Annotated in this window: 26 protein-coding genes and 1 tRNA gene; 24 read left to right on the plus strand and 3 right to left on the minus strand. The window is 53.9% G+C overall.

Annotated features, from left to right (window positions below; genetic code table 11):
* The first annotated feature begins 1 nt into the window (after position 1).
* The 8 genes from FND52_RS05335 to FND52_RS05370 all read left to right on the plus strand — a co-directional run bounded on the left by FND52_RS05335 (position 2) and on the right by FND52_RS05370 (position 6,401).
* The gene (locus FND52_RS05335; RefSeq protein ID WP_144129885.1) at positions 2 to 1,240 is read left to right on the plus strand and encodes an NADH:ubiquinone reductase (Na(+)-transporting) subunit B; all 1,239 of its coding nucleotides are present in this window, start codon (positions 2 to 4) and stop codon (positions 1,238 to 1,240) included.
* Complete coding sequence (locus tag FND52_RS05340) at positions 1,233 to 2,027, plus strand: Na(+)-translocating NADH-quinone reductase subunit C (RefSeq protein WP_144129886.1); 795 nt, start codon at positions 1,233 to 1,235, stop codon at positions 2,025 to 2,027. The genes FND52_RS05335 and FND52_RS05340 overlap by 8 nt, the downstream gene beginning before the upstream one ends.
* A complete protein-coding gene (locus FND52_RS05345) occupies positions 2,020 to 2,658 on the plus strand; it encodes an NADH:ubiquinone reductase (Na(+)-transporting) subunit D (RefSeq protein ID WP_125295131.1) in 639 nt (212 codons plus the stop codon). Before FND52_RS05340 ends, FND52_RS05345 begins: the two co-directional genes overlap by 8 nt.
* Before the next feature lie 3 nt (positions 2,659 to 2,661).
* Positions 2,662 to 3,258, plus strand: a complete 597-nt coding sequence (gene nqrE, locus FND52_RS05350) for an NADH:ubiquinone reductase (Na(+)-transporting) subunit E (protein ID WP_144129888.1) — start codon at positions 2,662 to 2,664, stop codon at positions 3,256 to 3,258.
* A 9-nt stretch (positions 3,259 to 3,267) separates the two neighbouring features.
* Positions 3,268 to 4,494, plus strand: coding sequence for an NADH:ubiquinone reductase (Na(+)-transporting) subunit F (nqrF, locus tag FND52_RS05355; protein WP_125295129.1), 1,227 nt, complete (start codon positions 3,268 to 3,270; stop codon positions 4,492 to 4,494).
* Between the two features lie 2 nt (positions 4,495 to 4,496).
* Positions 4,497 to 4,709 (plus strand): (Na+)-NQR maturation NqrM, encoded by a 213-nt coding sequence (nqrM, locus tag FND52_RS05360; RefSeq protein WP_144130011.1) that lies wholly within the window; start codon positions 4,497 to 4,499, stop codon positions 4,707 to 4,709.
* A 99-nt stretch (positions 4,710 to 4,808) separates the two neighbouring features.
* Positions 4,809 to 5,864: a DNA polymerase IV gene (dinB, locus tag FND52_RS05365; protein WP_125295127.1), complete on the plus strand. Its 1,056-nt coding sequence runs from the start codon at positions 4,809 to 4,811 to the stop codon at positions 5,862 to 5,864.
* Positions 5,865 to 5,888: 24 nt separating this feature from the next.
* A complete protein-coding gene (locus FND52_RS05370) occupies positions 5,889 to 6,401 on the plus strand; it encodes a GNAT family N-acetyltransferase (RefSeq protein WP_125295126.1) in 513 nt (170 codons plus the stop codon).
* Positions 6,402 to 6,436: 35 nt separating this feature from the next.
* Here FND52_RS05370 and pepD read toward each other — a convergent pair whose 3' ends face one another.
* On the minus strand, positions 6,437 to 7,894 hold the full coding sequence (gene pepD, locus FND52_RS05375) for a cytosol nonspecific dipeptidase (RefSeq protein ID WP_144129890.1): 1,458 nt from the start codon (positions 7,892 to 7,894) through the stop codon (positions 6,437 to 6,439).
* Between the two features lie 257 nt (positions 7,895 to 8,151).
* Between pepD and gpt the strand changes: the two genes are divergently transcribed.
* The 3 genes from gpt (at position 8,152) to crl (ending at position 10,424) form a co-directional block, all read left to right on the plus strand.
* The gene (gene gpt, locus FND52_RS05380) at positions 8,152 to 8,610 is read left to right on the plus strand and encodes a xanthine phosphoribosyltransferase (protein ID WP_125295124.1); all 459 of its coding nucleotides are present in this window, start codon (positions 8,152 to 8,154) and stop codon (positions 8,608 to 8,610) included.
* 113 nt (positions 8,611 to 8,723) lie between these two features.
* Complete coding sequence (gene frsA / locus FND52_RS05385) at positions 8,724 to 9,965, plus strand: esterase FrsA (RefSeq protein WP_125295123.1); 1,242 nt, start codon at positions 8,724 to 8,726, stop codon at positions 9,963 to 9,965.
* A gap of 57 nt (positions 9,966 to 10,022) precedes the next feature.
* Complete coding sequence (crl, locus tag FND52_RS05390) at positions 10,023 to 10,424, plus strand: sigma factor-binding protein Crl (RefSeq protein WP_125295122.1); 402 nt, start codon at positions 10,023 to 10,025, stop codon at positions 10,422 to 10,424.
* 70 nt (positions 10,425 to 10,494) lie between these two features.
* Here crl and phoE read toward each other — a convergent pair whose 3' ends face one another.
* Entirely contained in the window at positions 10,495 to 11,550 is a 1,056-nt protein-coding gene (gene phoE, locus FND52_RS05395) for a phosphoporin PhoE (RefSeq protein ID WP_125295121.1), read from the minus strand.
* A gap of 291 nt (positions 11,551 to 11,841) precedes the next feature.
* On the opposite strand from phoE, the gene proB reads away from it, so the two are divergent.
* Together proB and proA are read left to right on the plus strand one after the other, a co-directional pair.
* On the plus strand, positions 11,842 to 12,945 hold the full coding sequence (gene proB / locus FND52_RS05400; RefSeq protein WP_144129892.1) for a glutamate 5-kinase: 1,104 nt from the start codon (positions 11,842 to 11,844) through the stop codon (positions 12,943 to 12,945).
* Between the two features lie 10 nt (positions 12,946 to 12,955).
* Entirely contained in the window at positions 12,956 to 14,209 is a 1,254-nt protein-coding gene (proA, locus tag FND52_RS05405) for a glutamate-5-semialdehyde dehydrogenase (RefSeq protein ID WP_144129894.1), read from the plus strand.
* A 16-nt stretch (positions 14,210 to 14,225) separates the two neighbouring features.
* Here the strand turns inward: proA and FND52_RS05410 are convergent, their stop codons facing one another.
* Positions 14,226 to 15,113, minus strand: coding sequence for an AraC family transcriptional regulator (locus tag FND52_RS05410; RefSeq protein WP_125295118.1), 888 nt, complete (start codon positions 15,111 to 15,113; stop codon positions 14,226 to 14,228).
* Positions 15,114 to 15,345: 232 nt separating this feature from the next.
* Between FND52_RS05410 and deoC the strand changes: the two genes are divergently transcribed.
* From deoC to FND52_RS05465, 11 genes are all read left to right on the plus strand, one after another.
* Positions 15,346 to 16,047, plus strand: coding sequence for a deoxyribose-phosphate aldolase (gene deoC, locus FND52_RS05415; RefSeq protein WP_144129896.1), 702 nt, complete (start codon positions 15,346 to 15,348; stop codon positions 16,045 to 16,047).
* Positions 16,048 to 16,119: 72 nt separating this feature from the next.
* On the plus strand, positions 16,120 to 17,031 hold the full coding sequence (locus tag FND52_RS05420; RefSeq protein ID WP_167509336.1) for a ribokinase: 912 nt from the start codon (positions 16,120 to 16,122) through the stop codon (positions 17,029 to 17,031).
* A gap of 29 nt (positions 17,032 to 17,060) precedes the next feature.
* Positions 17,061 to 17,561, plus strand: coding sequence for a D-ribose pyranase (rbsD, locus tag FND52_RS05425; RefSeq protein ID WP_144129900.1), 501 nt, complete (start codon positions 17,061 to 17,063; stop codon positions 17,559 to 17,561).
* Positions 17,562 to 17,677: 116 nt separating this feature from the next.
* Positions 17,678 to 19,060 carry a sugar porter family MFS transporter gene (locus tag FND52_RS05430; RefSeq protein WP_125295114.1) on the plus strand — a complete coding sequence of 461 codons (1,383 nt, stop codon included), beginning with the start codon at positions 17,678 to 17,680 and terminating at the stop codon, positions 19,058 to 19,060.
* Positions 19,061 to 19,109: 49 nt separating this feature from the next.
* Positions 19,110 to 20,240 carry a Gfo/Idh/MocA family protein gene (locus tag FND52_RS05435; RefSeq protein WP_144129902.1) on the plus strand — a complete coding sequence of 377 codons (1,131 nt, stop codon included), beginning with the start codon at positions 19,110 to 19,112 and terminating at the stop codon, positions 20,238 to 20,240.
* The gene (locus tag FND52_RS05440; RefSeq protein ID WP_144129904.1) at positions 20,237 to 21,136 is read left to right on the plus strand and encodes a sugar phosphate isomerase/epimerase family protein; all 900 of its coding nucleotides are present in this window, start codon (positions 20,237 to 20,239) and stop codon (positions 21,134 to 21,136) included. Before FND52_RS05435 ends, FND52_RS05440 begins: the two co-directional genes overlap by 4 nt.
* Positions 21,137 to 21,291: 155 nt before the next feature.
* Positions 21,292 to 21,367 (plus strand) — tRNA-Thr (locus tag FND52_RS05445).
* Positions 21,368 to 21,531: 164 nt separating this feature from the next.
* The gene (locus FND52_RS05450) at positions 21,532 to 22,716 is read left to right on the plus strand and encodes a tyrosine-type recombinase/integrase (RefSeq protein WP_144129906.1); all 1,185 of its coding nucleotides are present in this window, start codon (positions 21,532 to 21,534) and stop codon (positions 22,714 to 22,716) included.
* Positions 22,709 to 23,533: a hypothetical protein gene (locus FND52_RS05455; protein WP_144129908.1), complete on the plus strand. Its 825-nt coding sequence runs from the start codon at positions 22,709 to 22,711 to the stop codon at positions 23,531 to 23,533. The genes FND52_RS05450 and FND52_RS05455 overlap by 8 nt, the downstream gene beginning before the upstream one ends.
* Before the next feature lie 110 nt (positions 23,534 to 23,643).
* Positions 23,644 to 23,847 (plus strand): helix-turn-helix transcriptional regulator, encoded by a 204-nt coding sequence (locus FND52_RS21915; protein ID WP_144129910.1) that lies wholly within the window; start codon positions 23,644 to 23,646, stop codon positions 23,845 to 23,847.
* Positions 23,848 to 23,882: 35 nt separating this feature from the next.
* Entirely contained in the window at positions 23,883 to 24,752 is an 870-nt protein-coding gene (locus tag FND52_RS05465) for a hypothetical protein (RefSeq protein ID WP_244290550.1), read from the plus strand.
* Positions 24,753 to 24,762 lie beyond the last annotated feature (10 nt).

Consider the following 24,762-nt stretch of genomic DNA (forward strand, 5'->3'; position numbering starts at 1 on the left):
CATGGGTTTGAAGCACTTTTTTGAAAAGCTGGAGCCGCATTTTATTGAGGGCGGCAAGCTGGCGAAGTATTACCCGCTGTATGAAGCGACGGTCACCATCTTTTACACGCCGGGCATGGTCACGAAGGGCGCGTCCCACGTGCGCGACGCCATCGACTTAAAGCGCATGATGATCCTGGTGTGGTTCGCGGTGTTCCCGGCTATGTTCTGGGGCATGTACAACGTCGGGCTGCAAACCATACCTGCTCTTCACAAGCTCTACGAGCCCGCTCAGCTGGCGCAGGTAATTGCCAACAACTGGCATTACCAGATGGCCCAGTGGCTGGGCGTGAGTTTTGCGCCGGACGCGGGCTGGATCAGCATGATGACGCTGGGAGCCGTTTACTTTCTGCCGCTCTACCTGACGGTATTTCTGGTGGGCGGGTTCTGGGAAGTGCTGTTCGCCATCGTGCGCAAACATGAAATCAATGAAGGCTTTTTCGTTACCTCGATCCTGTTTGCCCTGATTGTTCCACCGACGCTGCCGCTGTGGCAGGCGGCGCTGGGCATCAGCTTCGGCGTGGTGATCGCTAAAGAGCTGTTCGGCGGCACCGGGCGCAACTTCCTCAACCCGGCGCTGGCGGGGCGCGCGTTCCTGTTCTTCGCCTATCCGGCGCAAATTTCCGGCGACCTGGTGTGGACCGCCGCGGACGGATTTTCCGGCGCGACGCCGCTTTCCCAGTGGGCAACGGGCGGCGGCGAATCGCTGGTAGACGTCACCACCGGCCTGCCGGTGAGCTGGATGGACGCTTTCTTAGGCTTCATTCCCGGCTCGATTGGCGAAGTGTCTACCCTGATGATCCTGATTGGCGGCGCGATTATCCTGTTTGGCCGCGTCGCTTCCTGGCGCATCGTGGCGGGCGTGATGGTGGGTATGATTGCTACCGCCACGCTGTTTAACCTTATCGGCTCCGACACCAACCCGTTATTCTCCATGCCCTGGTACTGGCATCTGGTGCTCGGCGGGTTCGCCTTCGGGATGATGTTCATGGCCACCGATCCGGTGTCCGCTTCCTTTACCGAGAAGGGCAAATGGTGTTACGGCGCGTTGATTGGCGTGATGTGCGTGTTGATCCGCGTGGTCAACCCGGCGTATCCGGAAGGGATGATGCTGGCGATCCTGTTCGCCAACCTGTTCGCGCCGCTGTTCGACTACGTGGTGGTGCAGGCCAATATCAAGCGGAGGGCGTCCCGTGGCTGAGGTGAAAAGTTTCGATACCCCAGGCAGAACGCTGCTGGCGGTGCTGGTGCTGTGCCTGGTGTGCTCGGTGATTGTGGCCGGTTCGGCAGTGGGGCTGAAGTCGCGCCAGCAGGAGCAAAAACTGCTCGATAAGCAGCGCAATATTTTGCAGGTTGCCGGGCTGATGGCTCCCAACTTAACCAACGAAGAGGTGAAATCGATTTACGACACGCGTATCAGCGCACGTCTGGTCGATTTAAAAACCGGCGAATTCGTAAATAAAGATCCGGCGCAGTTCGATCAAAGCCTGGCCCTGAAAGACCCGGATCTCAGCATCGCGCTGCCCGCGGAGCAGGACCCGGCTGGCATTAAGCGCCGCAGCAATATTGCGGAAATCTATCTGGTACGCGACGAGCAGCAGCAGACGCAGGAGATCGTGCTGCCGGTGTACGGCAACGGGCTGTGGTCGGTGATGTACGCTTTTGTGGCGCTGGATACCGATGGCCGCACCGTTAAGGGCATTACTTACTATGACCACGGCGAAACGCCGGGGCTGGGCGGCGAAATCGAAAACCCGAACTGGCAGCAGCGCTGGATCGGGAAAAAGCTGCTTGATGAGAGCGGCAAGCCAGCGCTGAAGATGGTTAAAGGCGGCGCGCGTTCAGGCGATGAATACGGCGTGGACGGGCTTTCCGGCGCGACGCTGACCTCCAACGGCGTGCAGCACAGTTTCGATTTCTGGATGGGCGAACTCGGTTTTGGCCCGTTCTTAAAACGTCTTCGTGAAGGAGCGCTCAACAATGGCTGAAATCAGCAACATGAAAGAGATCAAGCGGGTACTGGTCAGCCCGCTGGTGGATAACAACCCGATCTCCTTGCAGGTGCTTGGCGTCTGTTCGGCGCTGGCGGTCACCACCAAACTGGAAACCGCCTTTGTTATGACCCTGGCGGTGACGCTGGTAACGGCGTTCTCCAGCATGTTTATCTCGATGATCCGTCACTACATCCCCAACAGCGTGCGCATCATCGTGCAGATGGCGATCATCGCCTCGCTGGTGATCGTGGTGGATCAGATCCTGCGCGCCTTCGCCTACGAGATCTCCAAACAGCTGTCGGTGTTTGTCGGCCTGATCATCACTAACTGTATTGTGATGGGGCGCGCCGAAGCCTACGCCATGAAATCGCCGCCACTGGCAAGCTTTATGGACGGCATCGGTAACGGCTTGGGCTACGGCGTGATTTTGATTGTGGTCGGCTTCCTGCGCGAGCTTTTCGGCAGCGGCAAACTGTTTGGCGTCACCGTACTGGATACCGTACAAAACGGCGGCTGGTACTTGCCGAACGGCTTATTCCTGCTGGCCCCGAGCGCGTTCTTTATTATCGGGCTGCTGATTTGGGCGCTGCGTACCCTGAAGCCCGAACAGCAGGAAAAGGAGTAATCCATGGCCCATTACATAAGCCTGTTTGTGCGCGCGGTGTTTGTCGAAAACATGGCGCTGGCCTTCTTCCTGGGGATGTGTACCTTCCTGGCGGTGTCGAAAAAGGTCTCGACGGCGTTTGGCCTCGGCGTGGCGGTCACCGTGGTGCTGGGCATTTCGGTGCCGGTCAACAACCTGGTGTATAACCTGGTGCTGCGCGATGGCGCGCTGGTGGACGGCGTTGACCTGAGCTTCCTCAACTTCATCACCTTTATCGGCGTGATTGCCGCACTGGTGCAGATCCTGGAGATGATCCTCGATAAGTACTTCCCGTCGCTGTACAACGCGCTGGGCATCTTCCTGCCGCTGATCGCGGTGAACTGCGCCATCTTCGGCGGCGTCTCGTTTATGGTGCAGCGCGACTATAACTTCAGCGAATCCATCGTTTACGGCTTTGGCTCCGGCATCGGCTGGATGCTGGCGATTGTCGCCATGGCGGGGATCCGGGAAAAGCTGAAGTACGCCAATGTGCCAGCGGGTCTGCGCGGCCTGGGGATTACCTTTATTACCACCGGCCTGATGGCGCTGGGCTTTATGTCCTTCTCCGGTGTGCAGCTTTAAGGGATTGCTATGACAGAAATATTACTTGGCGTGGGGATGTTCACGCTGATTGTTCTGGTGCTTTCAGTGCTGATTTTGTTCGCCAAATCGCTGCTGGTTAACGCCAGCGATGTGGTGATTGAAATCAACGACGACGCCGATAAACAGTTTCGCGCGCCAGCGGGGGACAAGCTGCTCAACACCTTATCGAACCAGGGGATCTTCGTTTCATCCGCCTGCGGCGGCGGTGGCTCCTGCGGCCAGTGCCGCGTGACGGTGAAATCCGGCGGCGGGGACATTCTGCCCACCGAGCGGGCGCATATCTCGAAACGCGAAGCCAAAGAGGGCTGCCGTCTGGCCTGCCAGGTGGCGGTGCGCCAGGATATGAAAATCGAACTGCCGGAAGAGATTTTTGGCATTAAGAAATGGCAGTGCGAAGTGATCTCTAACGATAACAAAGCCACGTTTATCAAAGAGCTGAAACTGCGCATTCCCGAAGGTGAAGACGTGCCGTTCCGTGCGGGTGGCTACATTCAAATCGAATGCCCGCCGCACACGGTGAATTACGCCGATTTCGACGTGCCGCAGGAATATCGCAGCGACTGGGAAAAATTCAATCTGTTCCGCTTCCAGTCAACCGTGACCGAACCCTGCGTGCGCGCCTATTCCATGGCGAACTACCCGGATGAAAAGGGCATCATCATGCTGAACGTGCGTATCGCCACGCCGCCGCCGAACGTGCCTGATGCGCCGCCGGGGATTATGTCCTCCTATATCTGGTCGCTGAAGGCCGGGGACAGCGTGACCATTTCCGGGCCGTTCGGCGAGTTCTTCGCGAAAGAGACCGATGCCGAAATGGTGTTTATCGGCGGTGGGGCAGGGATGGCACCGATGCGCTCGCATATTTTCGACCAGCTGGTACGCCTGAAAACCCAACGTAAAATCAGCTTCTGGTACGGCGCGCGCTCGATGCGTGAAATGTTCTACCAGGAAGAGTTTGAGCAGCTGGCGCGGGATAACCCGAACTTTAGCTTCCATATTGCGTTGTCAGATCCGCTACCGGAGGACAACTGGACCGGCTATACCGGGTTTATCCATAATGTGCTGTATGAAAACTACCTGCGCGACCATCCTGCGCCGGAAGATTGCGAGTTCTATATGTGCGGTCCGCCGATGATGAACGCTGCGGTCATTACCATGCTGAAGAATCTTGGCGTTGAGGATGAAAACATCCTGCTGGATGATTTCGGAGGTTAATGATGCTGACCATTTTTATCGCCACCTTTGCCATCTTCCTGCTGGTGGTTTTCGGCATGTCGCTCGGCGTGCTGATCAAACGCAAAACCCTCCAGGGCAGTTGCGGGGGGATCTCCGCGCTGGGAATGGAAAAGGTGTGCGATTGCCCCGAGCCCTGCGATGCGCGTAAAAAACGCATGGCCCGGGCGGCCCAGCGCCAGAACCGCATTCTCTAATCTGAATCGCCTCCTCTCTGGAGGCGATGTCTTATCCGGCTCTTCTCAATTTGCCAAATCAGGCTGTATACTTATCCAGTGTTATTCCTGAGGTGGGCTATGCGCAAAATTATTCACGTCGATATGGACTGCTTTTTTGCAGCCGTGGAGATGCGCGACAACCCGGCGCTACGCGATATCCCCATCGCCATCGGCGGCAGCCGGGAGCGGCGCGGGGTCATCAGCACGGCGAACTATCCGGCGCGCAAATTCGGCGTGCGCAGCGCCATGCCGACGGGGATGGCCCTGAAACTTTGCCCCCATCTCACGCTGTTGCCTGGCCGCTTCGACGCCTATAAAGAAGCCTCTAACCATATCCGTGAAATCTTCCTGCGCTACACGCCGCTGATTGAACCGCTGTCGCTGGACGAAGCATACCTGGACGTCACTGACAGCCCGCACTGCCACGGTTCGGCAACGCTGATGGCGCGGGAAATCCGCCAGACCATTTTTGATGAACTGCAACTTACCGCTTCCGCAGGCATCGCGCCGATAAAGTTCGTGGCGAAAATCGCCTCAGACCTGAATAAGCCCAACGGCCAGTGCGTGATCACGCCGGAAGAGATGCCCGCGTTTTTGAAAACCCTGCCGCTGTCGAAAATCCCCGGTGTTGGCAAAGTTACCGCCGGCAAGCTGGAACAGCTGGGGCTGGTGACCTGTGAAGACGTGCAGAAATGCGACCTGGCGTCACTGTTAAAGCGTTTTGGTAAATTCGGGCGAGTGCTGTGGGAACGCAGTCAGGGTATTGATGAGCGGGAGGTCAGCAACGACCGGCAGCGTAAATCCATCGGCGTGGAGCGCACCCTGGCCGAGGACATTCACGCCTGGTCTGATTGTGAAGAAATTATTGAACGCCTGTACCCGGAACTTGAACGGCGGCTTGCCAATGTCAAACCCGACCTGTTAATTGCCCGCCAGGGCGTTAAGCTTAAGTTTAATGATTTCCAGCTCACGACTCAGGAGCACGTTTGGCCGCGGCTGAATAAAGAAGACCTGCTTGCCACGGCGCGCAAAACCTGGGACGAGCGGCGCGCCGGGCGCGGCGTTCGGCTGGTGGGCCTGCATGTCACCTTACTCGACCCGCAGCTGGAGCGTCAGCTGGTTCTGGGGCTTTGAATCTTGCTTAAACAGGAGGCTGCAATGGTCAATGACGCGCCTGTTATTCGTCGCTATCATCCACGCGATTTCCCTGATGTGGTGGAAGTGTTTCTCCGTTCGGTCAGCGAAGTGGCGGCTAAAGATTACAACGAGGCGCAAACCCGCGCCTGGGCGCAAATTGATGAACAGCGCTGGATGGTTCGCCTGTCCCACGCCTGGACGTTTGTCGCCTGTTATCAGGATGAACTCGCCGGGTTTATTACCCTCGAGCGCGACGGTCACCTCGATTTATTGTTTGTGCATCCTGATTACCAGCGGCAAAAAACCGCCACCGCGCTGTTGAATCGCCTGGAAAGCCAGGCCCGCGCGCAAAACATCGCCACGCTGTTTACCGAGGCCAGCATCACGGCGCGGCCTTTCTTTGAGCGGCACGGATTTAAAGTCATGGCGAAACAGACCGTGGCGCTGCGCGGCGAAGAATTTGTCAATTACCGGATGCAGAAGTGGCTGGGCGAGGCGCTCACGCTGCTCGAATACCGCGAACTGAGCGAATAAAAAAGGGCAACATCGCGTTGCCCTTAGCCTTAAGCTTATTTCGCCGGAATGGCTTTCAGCAGTTCTGTGAGAAGCGTCCAGTACTGGCCGACGCTTTCGATATGAACCTGCTCATCCGGGGAGTGCGGTCCGGTAATGGTTGGCCCAATCGACACCATATCCATCTCCGGGTACGGTTTTTTGAACAGACCACATTCCAGACCCGCGTGGATCACCTGGATGTTCGGCGTCTTGTTGAACAGCTTCTGATAGGTTTCACGCACCAGCGCCATCACCGGCGAGCTGGCGTCCGGCTGCCAGCCAGGGTAGCTGCCTTTGGCTTCGGTTTGCGCACCCACCAGGCTGCCCAGCGATTCCAGCATGCCGACCACGTAATCTTTACCGCTGTCGATAAGCGAACGGATCAGGCAAATAATCTGCGCGCTGTCCTGCTCCATGGTCACCACGCCAACGTTCAGGGACGTTTCCACCACGCCTTTCGCCACGTCTGAATTACGGATCACGCCGTTCGGGGTGGCGTTCAGCAGGCTGATAAACGCATCGCGGCTTTTTGCAGTCAGGGCGGCTTTATCGGCGGTTGCGCTGTCCAGCAGCACCACCAGATTTTTTTCCACTACCGACAGTTCGTTTTTCAGGATCTCCTGATAGTGGCTGGCGAGATTTTTCAACTCAGCCGCTTTGTCTGCCGGAACGGCAACGGTCGCAAAGCCTTCACGCGGGATGGCGTTACGCAGGGTGCCGCCGTTAAAGTCCACCAGACGCAGGTCCAGCTCTTTGGCGTGACCAGCCAGGAAACGCGCCAGCAGTTTGTTGGCGTTGCCCAGGCCTAAATGAATATCGCCGCCGGAGTGGCCGCCCTTCAGGCCCTTCAGGGTCAGTTTGAAGGTTTCAAAACCTGCCGGAATCGCTTCGCGCTCCAGTTTCAGGGTAGTGATGAAATCGATGCCGCCCGCGCAGCCCATATAGATTTCACCTTCTTCTTCAGAGTCGGTGTTAATCAGAATGTCGGCTTTCAACCAGCCCGGCTGCAAACCAAACGCGCCGTCCATGCCCGCTTCTTCGGTCATGGTCAGCAGCACTTCCAGCGGGCCGTGGGCCACGGAATCATCCGCCAGCACCGCCAGCGCGGACGCCATGCCGATGCCGTTATCCGCGCCCAGCGTCGTGCCGCGCGCTTTCACCCATTCGCCATCGATCCACGGTTGGATCGGGTCTTTGGTGAAGTCATGTTCGGTATCGTTATTTTTCTGCGGCACCATATCAAGGTGCGCCTGCAATACCACCGTTTTACGGTTTTCCATACCGGCGGTCGCCGGTTTGCGGATCAGAATGTTGCCGACGCTGTCGCGCTCCGCTTCCAGTCCTTTCTCGCTGGCCCAGCTTAAAATGTGTTCGGCGAGTTGTTCTTCATGATAAGACGGGTGAGGGATGGAGCAGATTTTGGCAAAAATATCCCACAGCGGCTGTGGGGAGAGTTGAGACAGTTCAGACACGTTAAGTCTCCTTGACGTTGACCCGGCAAAAGATGCTGCCGGTCACAGGTTTACCTGATTACGATGTACCACAAGCCAGGCTTGCGTGATGCCGTGAGCATACCACTTTCTGTTACGTCATGTAGACCGACTCACGTAAAAACCGCAGCGGATGCCGCACAGCACTGGTTTTTAGTGCGTCAGATCTCTATAATCTCGCGCAACCTATTTTCCCCTGAATACTTTTAAGCCGTTAAAAACAGGCCGGGACACTTCACATGAGCGAAAAATACATCGTCACCTGGGACATGTTGCAGATTCACGCCCGCAAACTGGCAAGCCGCTTGCTGCCAGCTGATCAATGGAAAGGCATTATCGCCGTGAGCCGTGGGGGGTTGGTTCCTGGCGGGCTGCTGGCTCGTGAAATGGGGATTCGCTATGTCGATACCGTGTGTATTTCCAGCTACGATCATGACAACCAGCGCGAACTGAAAGTGCTCAAGCGCGCTGAAGGCGACGGTGAAGGCTTTATCGTCATTGACGACCTGGTAGACACCGGCGGCACCGCGGTTGCCATCCGTGAGATGTACCCGAAAGCACATTTCGTGACCATCTTCGCCAAACCTGCCGGTAAACCGCTGGTGGATGACTACGTTGTGGACATCCCGCAGGATACCTGGATTGAGCAACCGTGGGACATGGGTGTGGTGTTCGTACCGCCATTGTCTGGCCGTTAATGCCAAACCGCGTTTTGCCTGACTGATATCAACGCCCGCTTGCCGGGCGTTTGTTTTTTTTAGCCTCTGACACGCTACAATAGGGCCATTGAGCGTTATGGAGGCTGAACGACATGGCAAAAAATCTAAGCGAAACCCTGTTTAAACCCCGCTTTAAACACCCGGAGACGTCAACTCTGGTCCGGCGGGTGCATCACACCGGCCATCCCGCTATTCAGTCCGCCCTCGATGGTAAAAATATTCCCCACTGGTACCGGATGATTAACCGGCTGATGTGGGTATGGCGCGGCATCGACCCGCGTGAAATCCTCGACGTGCAGGCGCGTATCGTGATGAGCGACGCCGAGCGCACCGATCCGGCGCTGTACGACACGGTGATCGGCTATCGCGGCGGCAACTGGATATACGAATGGTCAAAGCAGGCCATGCTCTGGCAGCAGCGGGCAGGGCAGGTGGATGATGAAGCGACCGCCGGTCGCCACTGGTTGAAAGCCTCTAACCTGTACAGCATCGCGGCATATCCGCATTTAAAAGGCGACGAACTGGCGGAACAGGCCCAGGCGCTGGCGAACCGCGCCTATGAAGAAGCAGCGCAGCGCCTGCCGTGCAATATTCGCGAGCTGGAATTCAACGTGCCCGGCGGCAGCCCTGTAAGCGGTTTTTTACACCAGCCGGAGGGCGACGGGCCATTCCCAACCGTACTGATGTGCGGCGGCCTTGACGCGCTGCAAAGCGATTATTTTAACCTGTTCGAGCAATATTTTGCGCCGCTGGGCATCGCCATGTTGACCCTGGATATGCCGTCGGTCGGTTTTTCCACCAAATGGAAACTCACCCAGGACTCCAGCCTGCTGCACCAGCACGTGCTGAAATCCCTGCCGGATTTGCCCTGGATTGACCACACCCGCGTGGCGTTGTTTGGCTTCCGCTTCGGTGCCAACGTCGCGGTGCGCCTGGCCTACCTTGAATCGCCGCGCCTGAGAGCGGTGGCGTGTCTCGGGCCGGTAGTGCACCAGTTGCTGACCGACGCGGCGCTGCAAAACAAAGTGCCGGAAATGTATATGGACGTGCTGGCCAGCCGGCTTGGCATGTACGATGCGGCGGATAGCGCCCTGCGCACCGAGCTTAACCGCTATTCGCTGAAAACCCAGGGGCTGCTGGGCCGCCGTTGCCCGACCCCGATGCTGTCGGGCTACTGGAAGAACGATCCCTTTAGCCCACCTGAAGAGTCGCGATTCATCACCTCGTCATCCTCGGACGGTAAATTGCTGGAGATACCCTTTAATCCGGTGTATCGCAACTTTGATAAAGCGTTAAAAGAAATTGCCGACTGGATTAACAAGCGATTTAGTTAATAGATTGCTAAATTCCATTGATTTGGTAAAACAGTTGCTTCACCAAAGGAGATCGCAATGACGTTACCGAGTGGACACCCGAAGAGCAGGATGATCAAAAAGTTCACGGCCCTGGGCCCGTATATCCGGGAAGGGCAATGTGAAGACAACCGTTTCTTTTTCGATTGCCTGGCAGTTTGCGTCAATGTCAAACCCGCGCCGGAAAAGCGTGAGTTCTGGGGATGGTGGATGGAGCTGGAAGCGGAAGAGAAACGCTTTACCTACACCTGGCATTTTGGTCTTTATGATGAAGAGGGGATCTGGAAAGCGACGCCGATTAAAGATCGCGAGGTGACTGAAAAGCTGGAGCAAACCCTGCGTGATTTTCACGAGCGTCTGCGCGAGCTGCTGGCCTCAATGGATCTTAAGTTAGAGCCGGCAGATGATTTTGCCGAAGCGAATATCAAACTTACCGCCTGATTAATTTCCCCGCTTTACAAAGCAAAACCCCCGCTTGCGCGGGGGGTTTGGTAGCCATTCGTGTTACTGCTTAGAACTGGTAAGTCATACCAACGGCAACGATGTCATCGTTGTTGATGCCGAGCGCATTGTCGCCATCCAATTGGTTAATTTTGTAGTCCACAAAGGCAGACATGTTTTTGTTGAAGTAGTACACCGCGCCTACGTCGATGTATTTCACTAAATCAACGTCGCCGATGCCGTTAATGTCTTTGCCTTCAGACTGGACGTAGCCCAGGGACGGACGCAGGCCGAAGTCGAACTGGTACTGAACAACCGCTTCGAAGTTCTGGGCTTTGTTCGCAAAGCCGCCAGAAATTGGGGTCATGTTGCGGGTTTCAGAGTACATGGTTGCCAGGTACAGGTTGTTCGCGTCATATTTCAGACCGGTCGCCCAGGCTTCCGCTTTTTTACCCTGACCGCGCAGCTGCTGTTCCTGCAGATCGGTGCGATCGGAGTTGGTGTAGGCGCCGCCGATGCTGAATGCGCTGCCGCCGAAGTCATAGGTTACCGCTGTACCAAAACCGTCGCCGTTCTCTTTGTTAGCGGCACGGCCTTCGTTTTTAGCCTGGTATTGCAGCGTGGTGTTCAGACCATCAACCAGACCGAAGAAATCGGTGTTGCGGTAAGTCGCCAGGCTGCTGGAACGCTTGGTCATGAAGTTATCGGTCTGGCCGGAAGAGTCGCCGCCGAATTCCGGGAACATATCGGTCCAGGCTTCAACGTCATACAGCGCGCCCAGGTTACGACCGTAGTCGATAGAACCGAAGTCCTGGAATTTAATACCGGCGAAAGCCAGACGGGTTTTCTGGGCGTTAGCCGCACCTTCTTCTTTGTTACCGGCAAATTCCGCTTCCCAGCGGCCAAAGCCAGTCATGGTGTCGGTGATTTGTGTTTCACCTTTGAAGCCGAAACGAGCATAAGTCATATCGCCATCTTTCGCGGCGTAATCACTCATGTAGTGCATTGCTTTAACGCGGCCGTATACGTCCAGTTTGTTGCCGTTCTTGTTATACACTTCTGCTGCTTGCGCTGCTGACGCTGCTACAACGCCCATCACCACTAATGCCAACGTGCTTTTTTTCATTTTCAATCCCAATTTTTTATACGCGCTAAGTTTCGGACTTCCGCCCATTGAAAATCGGGATGAATCATAACGAGGCTGTATTAAAGATCTGTGACAGAGTGAGAAAAATTATAAAAAAGGATGAAACGATGTTTCTAAAAATGTGATTTTCGGAATTCCTGGTAATATTTTTCCTTTACGCCGCACATTGTCTGGGGATTTAAAACGGCGGAGTTGGCAAGTTGCCTGACTCCTGTTACAACGTCTTTCTGATTGTTCTTTTACTAATTTTTGTTGAAACGGCAGAGAATCATGAGTGATAGCCAGACCCTGGTCGTAAAACTGGGGACCAGCGTCTTAACAGGTGGCTCGCGCCGCCTGAATCGCGCCCATATTGTAGAACTGGTGCGCCAGTGCGCGCAGCAGCATGCCGCAGGGCATCGTATTGTTATTGTCACTTCCGGGGCCATCGCCGCCGGGCGTGAACACCTGGGTTATCCGGAATTGCCTGCAACTATCGCCTCGAAACAGTTGCTTGCTGCCGTGGGACAAAGCCGCCTGATCCAGCTCTGGGAGCAGCTTTTTTCCATCTATGGGATCCACGTTGGGCAGATGTTGCTGACTCGCGCCGATATGGAAGATCGCGAGCGCTTTCTCAACGCGCGCGATACCCTTCGCGCGCTGTTGGATAACAATATTGTCCCGGTTATCAACGAAAACGACGCCGTTGCCACGGCGGAAATCAAGGTTGGCGATAACGACAACCTGTCAGCGCTGGCCGCCATTCTGGCCGGGGCCGATAAATTGTTACTGCTAACCGATCAGCAAGGACTGTTCACCGCCGATCCGCGCAGCAATCCGCAGGCGGAGCTGATCGCCGATGTCCACGGTATTGACGACGCATTGCGCGCCATTGCCGGCGACAGCGTATCCGGGCTGGGCACCGGCGGGATGGGCACTAAACTGCAAGCCGCCGACGTCGCCGGACGCGCCGGGATCGAAACAGTGATTGCCGCAGGCAGCAAGCCGGGCGTGATTGGCGATGTCATCGAAGGGCTGCCGGTGGGCACCCGTTTCCATCCGCAGCAGTCGCCGCTGGAAAACCGTAAGCGCTGGATTTTCGGCGCGCCGCCAGCAGGCGAAATCAGCGTCGATGAAGGTGCGCAGAACGCCATTCTGGCGCGCGGCAGTTCTCTGCTGCCGAAAGGCATCAAAACCGTGACCGGCAATTTCTCGCGTGGCGAAGTGATCCGCATCCGCAACCAGGAAGGGCGCGACATCGCCCACGGCGTCAGCCGCTACAACAGCGACGCGCTGCGCCGTATCGCCGGGCATCACTCCCAACAAATCGACGCCATTCTCGGTTATGAATATGGCCCGGTCGCCGTTCATCGCGACGACCTGATCCTCATCTAAGGAGCCTGCAATGCTTGAACAAATGGGTAAAGCGGCGAAAGCGGCTTCTTATCAGCTGGCGCTGTTATCAAGCCGCGAGAAAAACCGCGTGCTGGAGAAAATCGCCGACTATCTCGAAGCCCAATCCGACGCGATCCTGAGCGCCAACCAGCAGGATCTGGCCGAAGCTAAAGCCAACGGCCTGAGCGATGCGATGCAGGACCGGCTGGCCCTGACGCCGCAGCGTCTGCACGCCATCGCAAACGATGTGCGTCAGGTGTGCAACCTGGCTGACCCGGTCGGGCAGGTGATCGACGGCGGTGTGCTCGACAGCGGCCTGCGTCTGGAGCGCCGCCGGGTGCCGCTCGGCGTGATCGGGGTGATTTATGAAGCGCGCCCCAACGTCACGGTCGATGTGGCATCGCTGTGCCTGAAAACCGGCAACGCGGCGATTTTGCGCGGCGGTAAAGAGACCTGGCGCACCAATGCCGCTACGGTAAACGTCATCCAGCAGGCGCTGGAAGAGTGCGGCTTACCGGCGGGCGCGGTTCAGGCAATTGAAAGCCCGGATCGCGCGCTGGTGTCAGAAATGCTGCGCATGGATAAATACATCGACATGCTGATCCCGCGCGGCGGCGCAGGCCTGCACAAGCTGTGCCGCGAGCAGTCCACTATTCCGGTCATCACCGGCGGGATTGGCGTTTGCCATATTTTCGTCGATGAGAGCGCGGAAATCGACGCGGCGCTGAACGTCATCGTTAACGCCAAAACCCAGCGCCCAAGCACCTGCAACACGGTGGAAACGCTGCTGGTTCATCAGGGGATCGCCGAGCGTTTCCTGCCTGCATTGAGCGAGAAAATGGCCGCCAGCGGCGTGACGCTGCATGCGGACAGCAACGCGTTCGGGCAGTTGAAAAACGGCCCGGCGCAGCTGGTGGCGGTGAAGCCAGAAGAGTATGACGATGAGTTTTTGTCGCTGGACATCAACGTCAAGCTGGTAGCGGACATCGACGGCGCAATCGCCCATATTCGCGAGCACGGCACCCAGCATTCTGATGCGATCCTGACGCGTACCCTGCGCAACGCTGACCGTTTCGTCAACGAGGTGGACTCCTCTGCGGTATACGTTAACGCCTCAACGCGCTTCACCGACGGCGGGCAGTTTGGCCTCGGCGCAGAAGTGGCGGTCAGTACCCAGAAGCTGCACGCGCGCGGGCCGATGGGCCTGGAAGCGCTGACCACCTATAAGTGGATCGGCTACGGCGACGACACCGTTCGCGCCTGATCAGAAAGGGCGATGCTCAGGCATCGCCCTTTTTTTGCTGTGCCCCTTCCAGCTGTTCCTGCTTGCGAAACGCGCTGGGCGACAGGCCAACCGCGCGATGAAAATCCCGCGAGAAGTGCAGCGGATCGTTATATCCCACCTGAACCGCAATCCGGCTGATGCTTTCCTGGGTTTCCACCAATAATCGCCGCGCCTGAGACAGCCGATAATTTTTAAGCCATTTCAATGGGCTCTGGTTAAACGTGGTCTGGAACAAGCGGAACAGTTGCGACTTGCTCACCTGGCAGTAGTGCATAAATTTCTCGATATCCCAGTCATCGTTGTAATGGCTGTGGATCTGATACAGCAGCTTGCCCAGCCCGCGATGGGTAATCACCTGCGACTGCGCGGCGTCGTGGCTGCGGTTTTCCAGCAGGGTAAATATCAGCTGGCTGCACAGCATATCGCAGTGGGCATCGGTCACCAGGGTATAGCTGTTCATCTGGTCAAAAATATGGTGATAAATTTCAACGATCTTCTCCGGCTGCTCAAACTGGAAAACCGGACGTTGAGGAACGTCCATTATCTGCATGATATTGTTGAGTTTTGATCCCTCAATACGCAGCCAGAGGATCTCCCACGGAGATTGTTTATCGGGGTAATGCTCATGCGGCCAGCGCACCGGCAGCCAGGCGAGCTGCCCTTCGCGCACCGGATAAAGCCGGTCTTCAATGCGAATAAACCCCGCGCCGCGCAGGCAAAACAGCAACTCGTGGCCCACCACCGACTGGCGATGAACGTGGAAATCCGCGGCGGTCTCAATATGCCCGGCGCGTAAGATCCGGTAGTTCATCAGCGTGGAAAACTCATCGGAACCCCGATACCAGTTGGCGATCGCCCGGGTGCGTTGTTTTTGCTTTTGCATAGTGGCCTGGTTTGTTATCTGCCCGTTTCGCCCGTCATGGTGGCATTTTTAGCCGCCCTGCATGCAGTTCAACATCAGCGATTTATGACCTGACTCACATTTCCATTGACATGAAAATTTCATCCATGTTCCAGGGAATTCTGCCTATCACGCTAAGCCGCCATCCTGCCTAAAGTAACGACATCTTCACTGCGCACTTACAAGCTTTTTACTTACCAGACAGGAGCTGTCCATGATTGATTTTAACGATCCGCGCCAGATCGCCAAGGCGATTCAGTACACCAACGTCAACCCGGATTTGACGCGCGAAGGGGTGATTAAACATCTGGAAACCTGCATGCAGTATCAGTTTGATGCCGCCATGATTGCACCCTGCTGGGTTTCCCTTGCCAAAGAAATGCTGAAAGGCAGCGGCGTTCGAGTGGCCACCACGGTCAATTTCCCGATGGCCAACGACACCACGGCGATGAAAGTCGCGGTAGTGCGCGAGCTGGCGAAAGAGGGCGCCGATGAGTTCGACTTCCCGCCGAACCCGGGCTATCTGCTGGGCGGCCAGGAAGATCTCTATTTCAACGAGCTGAAAAGCGTAGTCCACGTCGCCCATGACCTGGGGATGAAGGTCAAAGCCATGCTGGAGTTTGGTTTCATCACCGAAGAGGCGCTGAAAATCAAAGCCACCCGCTATGCCTTTGAAGCCGGTATTGATTGGGTGAAACAGTCCAGCGGCTGGGGCAAGGGCGGCTGCGAAGCGACGGTAGAAGATGTCCGGCTTCTCAAAGCCAATATTCAGTTACCGTGCCGGGTAAAAGTATCAGGTAAGGTCAATACCCTGGAAAAAATGAAAGCGATGTTCGAAGCCGGGGCCGAACTGGTCGGCACCAGCTCCGGGCCGGAACTGGTTAAGGGCCTGACCGGGGATATCAACGCCTATTAATACGTTGCCGCCGCAAGCGTCATTGCGGCGGCGCAGCGTTGTGCCACTGTCAGTCGAAAAGGGGAATTACTGATGAGTATTTTTATCCTTGGCAGTTATGCCAAAGCGCTGGTCATGACGGCAGATCGCATTCCCATGGCGGGCGAGACGTTAATCGGTACCGATTTTCGCCAGACCTGGGGCGGAAAAGGCTCGGATATGGCGGTGCAGGCGGCGCGGCTTGGGGCGAACGTGGCCTATGCCGGCGTGGTGGGCGATGACACCTTCGGCCATGAATTTGTGACCCTGATGCGCGACGAAGGCGTCAATATCGATGCGTTGACCTTAACCCCGGAATTACCCACCGGTGCTGGCCTGATTATTAAAGATAATCAGGCCCGTAACGTGATTGTGGTGGATATGGGGGCCAATAAACTGTTCAGCCCGGCGCACGTGGACGAAGCAAAAGCGCTGATCGAGCAGAGCCGCGTGGCGCTGGCGCAATTAGAGATCCCACTGGAGACCGCGCTCTACGGCCTGAATCTTGCTAAGCAGCTCGGCAAAATCACCATTCTCAATCCCGCTCCGGCCAGGGATTTGCGCGGCGTCAACCTCAGCCATATCGATTACCTGACGCCCAACGAAACCGAAGCCCGCGTGGCGCTGGGGCTGGCTCCCGACGATTCCCGCAGCAACCGCGAGATCGCTGACTTACTGCTGGAAACCGGCTGCTGCTATGTGGTGATGACGCTTGGCGAAGCGGGTAGCGCAGTGTTCAGCCGCACCGATACCCTGGAAATCCCGTCCTGCAAAGTGGATGTGGTAGACAGCAACGGCGCGGGAGATAGCTTCAACGCGGGATTAGCGGTCGCGCTCAGTGAAGGGCAGCCCGTCGAAAAAGCGGCGTTATTCGCCAATGCCACCGCTGCATTGTGCTGCTGCGACTGGGAAACCGTGCCCTCCTACAAAACGCGTCAAGAAGTCGAACAATTTCTCGGTTGTTAATTATAAAAACTCAATTCGGAGAGATAACCATGAGACCTGAACGTATCCTACATCCTCAACTCGCAGCGGCGCTGGCCACCCTCGGCCATACCGATATTATCCTGGTGACCGACGCCGGTTTCCCTATCCCGCCAAATGCCAATCGCATTGACCTGGGTTTCTGGCCGGGCATTCCCGACGTCACCGATATCCTGCGCGTGCTGCGCCATGAAGTGTTTGTCGAAGATATTAAATTTGCTCGCGAAGTCCGCGACTGCAATGGTGATTTATACCGTCAGGTGCAGGATATCTTTACCGGCTCCGGAACGGATTTCAGCGAAGCCAGCCATGAAGTGCTGTGCAGTGAACTCGCCTACAAAGCCAAAGTGATTATTCGCTCCGGTTCGTTTAACCCGTGGGCCAATTTCGCGCTGGTGGCCAGTACCGATCCGTTCGCGTGGTTTGCCGACGGCACCAACGTTCAGCCGCTGCCCGCCTATGTGACGCGCCGCCAGCGGATCAAAGAGAATTACGTTCCGGAACTTAACTAATCACTTGGCTGTTGGGTAACCGCAACAGCCGGATCAATAGCGGATTATCGCAGGCACACGACAGGGCGATACGGGCAGCGTTTTATAACGCCCGTATCCCGGTAAGGATTGTGACGATGAAATATCCATTCTATTTGTACTTTAGTTGCTGCGTGGCCATTTTCGGCGGGATCATGTTTGGTTTTGATATCGCGATAATTGCTGGCGCTATTCCTTTTATCCAAAGCTATTTTAGCTGGAATGAACTCCAGCTCGGATGGGGCGTAAGTTCATTACTCGTGGGCTGTATTATCGGCTCATTCGGGTCGGGATACGTTACCAATAAATTTGGCCGCAAACGCGTTCTGATTATCGCCGCGATTATATTTGGTATTTCCTGCGCAGGGACCGGCATCGCCACCAATGAGACCACATTCATTCTTAACCGGCTGTTAGGCGGGATTAGCGTTGGGGCAATTTCCGTGCTTTCACCGATGTATGTGGCGGAGATGGCCCCGGCATCGATGCGCGGGCGGATGACGGCCATTTATCAGCTGTGCATCATGCTGGGTATTTTGCTCTCTTATATGACCAATTATTTTCTTAAGGATCTGGAGAATAACTGGCGGCTGATGTTTATCTCCGGCGTGGTTCCCGCAGCGGTATTTTTTATTGGGCTATTGTTTATTCCGGAAAGCCCGCGCTGGCTGACGATCCGCGGTCAAAAACAAAAAGCGCTGGCAATACTGCAACGCTTTTATTCGCCAGCAGAAGCGCAAAGCATTACCGATGACGTTGAGAAAAATCTCGCTGCCCATCACACTGCCAAAGCCGGTGCGCTGTTTGATAAAGATTCACGCAGCAGCATTGTATTAGGGTTGATTTTGGCGGTGCTGGTGCAGTTAATTGGCTGTAATGCCGCGCTGGATTATGCGCCGAAGATTATGATGGCCGCCGGGTTTTCTATTAGCTCAGCGCTCTATTTCAATATCTTTATGGGCGTCATCAATTTGATCGCAACCGTTATCGGCGTGGTGTTAATTGACCGGGTAGGGCGGCGGCCACTCTATTTCTATGGCTCGTTGATTATGGGCGTGTCGCTGTTTTTCTTGGGCTTCTCGTTCCATCACTCCTTGCCGGTGCTGGTGACGCTATTCTTTTTATTCTCCTATATCGCCTGCTTTTCCGCCTGCATCGGACCGGTATTCTGGACTCTGGTGTCGGAAATGTTTCCCAATGCGATACGCAGTAAAGCCGTGGCGCTGGTTTCCTTTACCCAGTGGATATTCAATTTCCTGGTGGTCTGGCTGTTTCCTTTTACCCTGGCAACGTTCGGCGGTAATAACACTTTCTATTTCTTTGCCGTGATGTGCCTGATCCAACTGGCGATTGCCAAATTTATGTTGCCGGAAACCAAAGGAAAATCGCTGGAAGAGATCGAGCAGTTCTGGCTGCAAAAACAGCGCCATGCTTCACCGCTTGCGGATAATGCGTCGGTGAAAGGCAATGCGCTGCGCTGAATATTTTCGGCGAGACGGGCTCTCGCCGCCAATCATAATCGGGGGCATTATGGATTCGTTAGAGCGCTTATTAGAGCAGGCGACACGTCCGGCGTTACCGCAGCGAAAAGACTATAAAATCGGTATTATCGGCGCGGGTTTTATCGTTGAGCATTGCCATCTGGTGGCGTACCAGAAAGCGGGGTTTACGCCATACGCGATTACCTCGCTGGACGTTAGCCATAGCCAGCGGCTTTCCGAGGCGTTCGGTATCCCAAAAACCTACGCCAGCTGGCAGGAGATGGTGTGCGATCCGCAGATCGAGATTATCGATATCGCCGTACCGCCGCATATTCAGTTAGAGATTGTGCGCTTTATCTGCGGCAAACATTCTCCGGCAAAGAACGTGAAGGCCATTCTGTGCCAGAAACCGCTGGCGATGTCGCTGGAAGCTGGCCGCGAAATCGTCCGCCTGAGTAAAGAGAGCGGCATCCCCATTGCGGTGAATTCTAATATGCGTTACGACCCGTCGATCCGCGCGCTCAAGTACATTCTCGATAACCAGCTGATCGGCACGCCGGTGCTTGCCAGCATCGATATGCGCGCCATTCCCGACTGGCAGCAGTTTCTCCAGCAGTATAAAAAGCTCGAACTGTATGCCATGGCGATCCACCATATCGACGCCTTCCGCTTCCTGTTTGGCAACCCGGTTAAAGTCACCGCGGTATGCCGCACCGATCCGCGTACCGCTTTTGAACATACCGATGGCATTACCCAGTACACCTTCCAGTATGCCAATGGCCTGATCGCCACCAGCCTGGACGACGTCTGGGCCTGGCCGGGTGAACCCTGCGCTAAAAATAATTACATCAACTGGCGGGTGGAGGGCACCGACGGGCTGGCGGAGGGCGATTTTGGCTGGCACCGCCGTCCGCCAGAATACTGCGGCAGCACCCTAAAACTGGCGTCACGCGACTATCCCGATCGCTGGATCGCCCCACAATGGGAGCGCCAGTGGTTCCCGGATGCGTTTATCGGCACCATGGCGAGCCTGCTGTGCGCCCTGGAACAAGGCGTTGAACCGGAAATCAGCGCCGAGGACAATCTCGGCACGCTGGCCTGCATCGAAGCCTGTTATGCCTCTATTCAGGAAGAGCGAACCGTTTATCTCAATGAAATCCTTCAGGAGAACACAAAATGATTAACGTCGGCATCTTTACCGGTTACTACCCCTACACCCTGGAAGAGACCATCGCGAAGATTAAGCAGGCGGGGATGGGCTGCGTGCAGCTTGACCTCGAATTTACCGATGTCGATCTGAGCCGGGGGCATATCACCAAACAGAAAGCGCATCAGGTGCGCGACGCGTTTCGCAAAGCCAATCTGCCCATCGTCGCCATCTCGGCGTATACCAACTTGGTGCATCCGGATCTAACGAAGCGCGCCGAGAATATCGCGGCGGTGAAGGAGATCCTCGCTCACGCGCGGGACTTTGGTACGCCGTATGTGATCAGCGAAACCGGCACTTATAACGTCGACAGCGACTGGCTGTACGATCCAAAAAACAGCACAGAAGAGGCGTATCAGGAGTTTAAAGCCATCGCCCGCGATCTGGCTGCTTTCGCGTATGAGCACGGCGCGGTGTTCCTGGTGGAAAACTACGTGAACAACATTATCGGCTCGGTCAGCCAGGTGGCGCGGCTGATGCGCGATATCGATCATCCCGGCCTGGGGCTGGCACTGGATCCGACCAACTATTTTGATGATAAAAATATCGACGCCATCAATGAAACGCTGCACAGCATCTTCAATGTGCTGGACAGCAAAATCAAAATCGCCCATGCCAAAGATTGTAAGAAAACCGACGTGGTGATTGAGAAATTCGGCGACGGCGCGGCGGAGCATAACAGCTTCCGAGGAGCCGGTTCGGTGGAGCTGCCCGCAGCGGGGTTGGGGTCGCTTAACTATTTGCTGTATGTGGAGCTGCTTGCGAAAAACCACCCGAACATTCCGCTGATCATTGAACACGTCGACGAGTCGGACATTCCACGCGCCAAAAACTTTGTCGATGATGTATTGATGGTGACCGGAGCGTAATTCCTAATCTAAATCAGGCATTCCGCGGAATAAGGCGGAGTGCCTGCGTTAACTGGCGTAAAACTCACCACTTAAATCATAAGGCCATTGACGGCTCTGCCAGATTTCCTTAACCTTTTACCCCGTGTTCGCGCCCATGAGCACTTCTTCTCAGGGCCGATATAGCTCAGTTGGTAGAGCAGCGCATTCGTAATGCGAAGGTCGTAGGTTCGACTCCTATTATCGGCACCACCCCTTAGTTTTCTCAAGTCAACTCACATCAATAAAATCGTTTAAAAACATAGAAGTTACGCTATTTATAGTCATCTGAAATCAACTCCTATCTATTGAAATCAACATGCAGTTGGGGGCACAATCGGGGGTATCTAATGTTCGGTCTAGGAAATGTGCCCCCAATGATGCTTAACGCCCGCAAGGTTGAAGCTGCTAAAGGACAAGAGAAGAGTTACAAGCTCGCTGATGGAGGAGGCCTATATCTTCAGGTCGAACCTAATGGCTCACGCTACTGGCGTATGAAGTACCGTTTCGGCGGTAAAGAAAAACGCCTGTCCTTTGGTGTCTATCCCACCGTCTCTCTTGCTGATGCCAGGCAAAAACGCGAAGATGCAAAGAAGCTACTCGCAGCGGGTGACGATCCCGGTGAAGTAAAGAAAGCAAAGAAGCAGGCTTTAACCGCTTCCACTGAGATACTCAACCCGTTCAGAGAGGTTGCGTTAGAGTGGCACAAGATGAAGTCCCCCAAATGGTCAGAGGGTTACGCTTCCGACATTCTTGAGGCATTTGATAAAGATATTTTCCCGCATATTGGCCACCGTCCTATAGCCGATATTAAGCCTTTGGAGCTACTGGAAGTTCTGAGACTGATAGAAGCAAGAGGGGCGATGGAAAAAGCGAAGAAGGTTCGCCAGCGTTGTGGAGAAGTATTTCGCTATGCCATCGTAACGGGGCGCGCTGTCTACAATCCTGCGCCTGATCTCGCTAGCGCAATGCAAGGGCATGAGGCCGTTCATTATCCTTTCCTTAAAGCAAGCGAACTGCCTGAATTTTTCACGGCACTGAATGCCTACACTGGAAGTCCCATAGTTTTATTGGGGGCACATTTGCTTATTCTGACAGGGTTGAGAACTGGAGAGCTACGTGCAGCTGAATGGCGTGAAGTGGATTTCGATAACGCTGTATGGGAAATCCCTAAAGAACGCATGAAAATGCGTCGTGCCCATATTGTTCCGCTGTCAAAGCAAGCCTTAGTTCACCTTGAAAGGTTGAAAGAATTGACAGGGAATTATCCGCTGATGTTCCCCGGTCGTAATGATCCCAGTAAGTTCATGAGTGAAGCCAGTATCAATCAGGTTTTTAAGCGCATAGGGTATGGGGGGCGGGTTACCGGTCATGGTTTTAGGCATACGATGAGCACAATTTTGCATGAAAAGGGATTTAACAGTTCATGGATTGAAACTCAACTTGCTCATCTTGATAAAAATTCAATCCGTGGAATATACAACCATGCACAGTATCTCGAAGGTCGTAGAGAAATGATGCAATGGTACTCGGATTTATTAGGGGGATGGGAACATGAGTAATCTTCCTCATTTAGACTATTATCGAATTGATCGAGCTGCAAAAAAAATAAGATGCGAAGTCGAAGACCTAATTCATTGGGGGGCAAATAATAAAATCAACCTCTGTATTATGTTAAATATGGCTTATTCTTATTTCTATAGTACAGTAGATGTTCATTCTTTGAATCGGAAATTTGAAAGCCTACAAAATAATTACAATGGATACAAAGAGATTTCAAAGTATTCTCTTATTTACAGTGGAATGTCATCTGATGAATATAATTTTCCATTTTTTAATGAGAATGGTGATGAATTTAGCGTGGCTGATGGTGATGCTTCTGGTTTGTGGGCGATTGATTGTGAATCTTTAAAACGAATAGAATTAAATGGTTATTATGATAAGGGATTGGTAGTAGTTCCGACTGGGAATTCCTGCCTTGAGGGGTTTTTTGGGTGTGCTCTGCCGGAAAGTGCCGGAGTCAAAATTACTGAGGCTGATTTATGGATGACGTGGGAAGATGTGGAGAGAGTTATAACTAATAATTTCTTTTCTGGTACACAACACAATGCCTTGGAGATAAAGGCGAGTAAGTCTCTAAAAATATCTAATGTTGTCTCAGAGCGACATGCTAAAAGAAGAGAGATGGTTCTTATTGCTGCTATTTTTTGCAAGGGAAAATACCCTCACGAATGTGAGGGATCAATACGAGCTTGGGCAAATTGTATTGAGAGATATGCCACAGATATTTTATACGCAAATGGAGGCGAACCCCTTTCTTTAGATCGCATAGAACGTATCTTGGGCAAAGCCATCGCAGGAAAAGCACTCGGTAACTAGAATCTTCTTTACGTTGAGTAGGAATAAGTAATTCTACTCGACGTAAATATCCTTCAAGTTATGTTCAAATTCTCTCCATTGACAAACTTTGATGAACTCATGGAGATAGTATGGATAGTTCAAAGTCCCGCCCATCTTACGATAAATTAATCGATATGAAGTTTATTACTTCAGACTGTTTATTCACTGATAAGTGGATTTATAAACTTATATCGTTAGGTAAATTCCCGAAGCCAATAAAATTAGGACGTATGTCTCGATGGAAAGCGGGTGATTATTATGCATGGCGAGATAGTCATACTGTGTGTAAGTAATTTAATCTGTGACTAAATAAAATTCTTGAGGAGAAATGAAAGCAATGATTTTTAATGAAAGTGTTATCAATGGTATTCCTTCTTTAAAAAATGATTCCGTATCCATAATTTTAGGATACAAAACAATACCTTTCAATGATAAAAGTTCTGATGCAGCTTGTATTGCCCGTATAGTCGAAATATTTACTTTAGGTAAATTACGGGTTCAAGGGGCCAGGTTAACATCACTGACGGGGTTAACAATTCCTGATACAGAAGCTGATACGGAAGAAATTAACCTTCTTCTCATGCGCTGTGAAAAAGTTTGCCGCACTGAAGAAAATGAATTTGCTGTCCGTAATGATGCCGTTGCTATAGCTAAAGCAGCAATGAACAGTATTTCTGGTGTCAGCAAAAGTATTTCGGAGGTCAGGGACCGAAAGTTCAGGGGTGCTGACCGAGCAGAAGCTGAATACCGATATCAGACTGCGCTATCCCGACTCAATCACCAGAAAGAACGTCTGGCATATTTTAAATGTTTGCCGGGTCTGCTCATTCATGAGGCGGAGTTCATCGGGAAAGGAATCAATCTTCCACTGCTTCACTCATTCCACAGTTCCGTGCGCATACCGGTCGAGCCAAAATCTTTACTGGAAAATTTAGATATTTCAAGAGCTGTCCAGTTTATTACAGTTGAGCTTGATAATCTGGTATCTGCTGTAAACAGCATAATTAAATTATGTTCACCCCCCACTGATCGATATGAGTTAAATAACGGTGGGCTTATTCGCGCTGAAGCTTACAGAGAGTATTTTAGCGCGGACAATAATCTGCTGCGGGCAATTATAAGTGGGGACGAGTATGTTTCTTCCGTGCTTGACTGTAAGAAAAATTACGAACAGAAAAAGAAGTTTTTTTCCATTTAGTTAAATAAGG

It is taken from the genome of Atlantibacter subterraneus (genome assembly GCF_007570865.1).
In the GTDB taxonomy this organism is placed as follows: Bacteria; Pseudomonadota; Gammaproteobacteria; order Enterobacterales; family Enterobacteriaceae; genus Atlantibacter; species Atlantibacter subterraneus.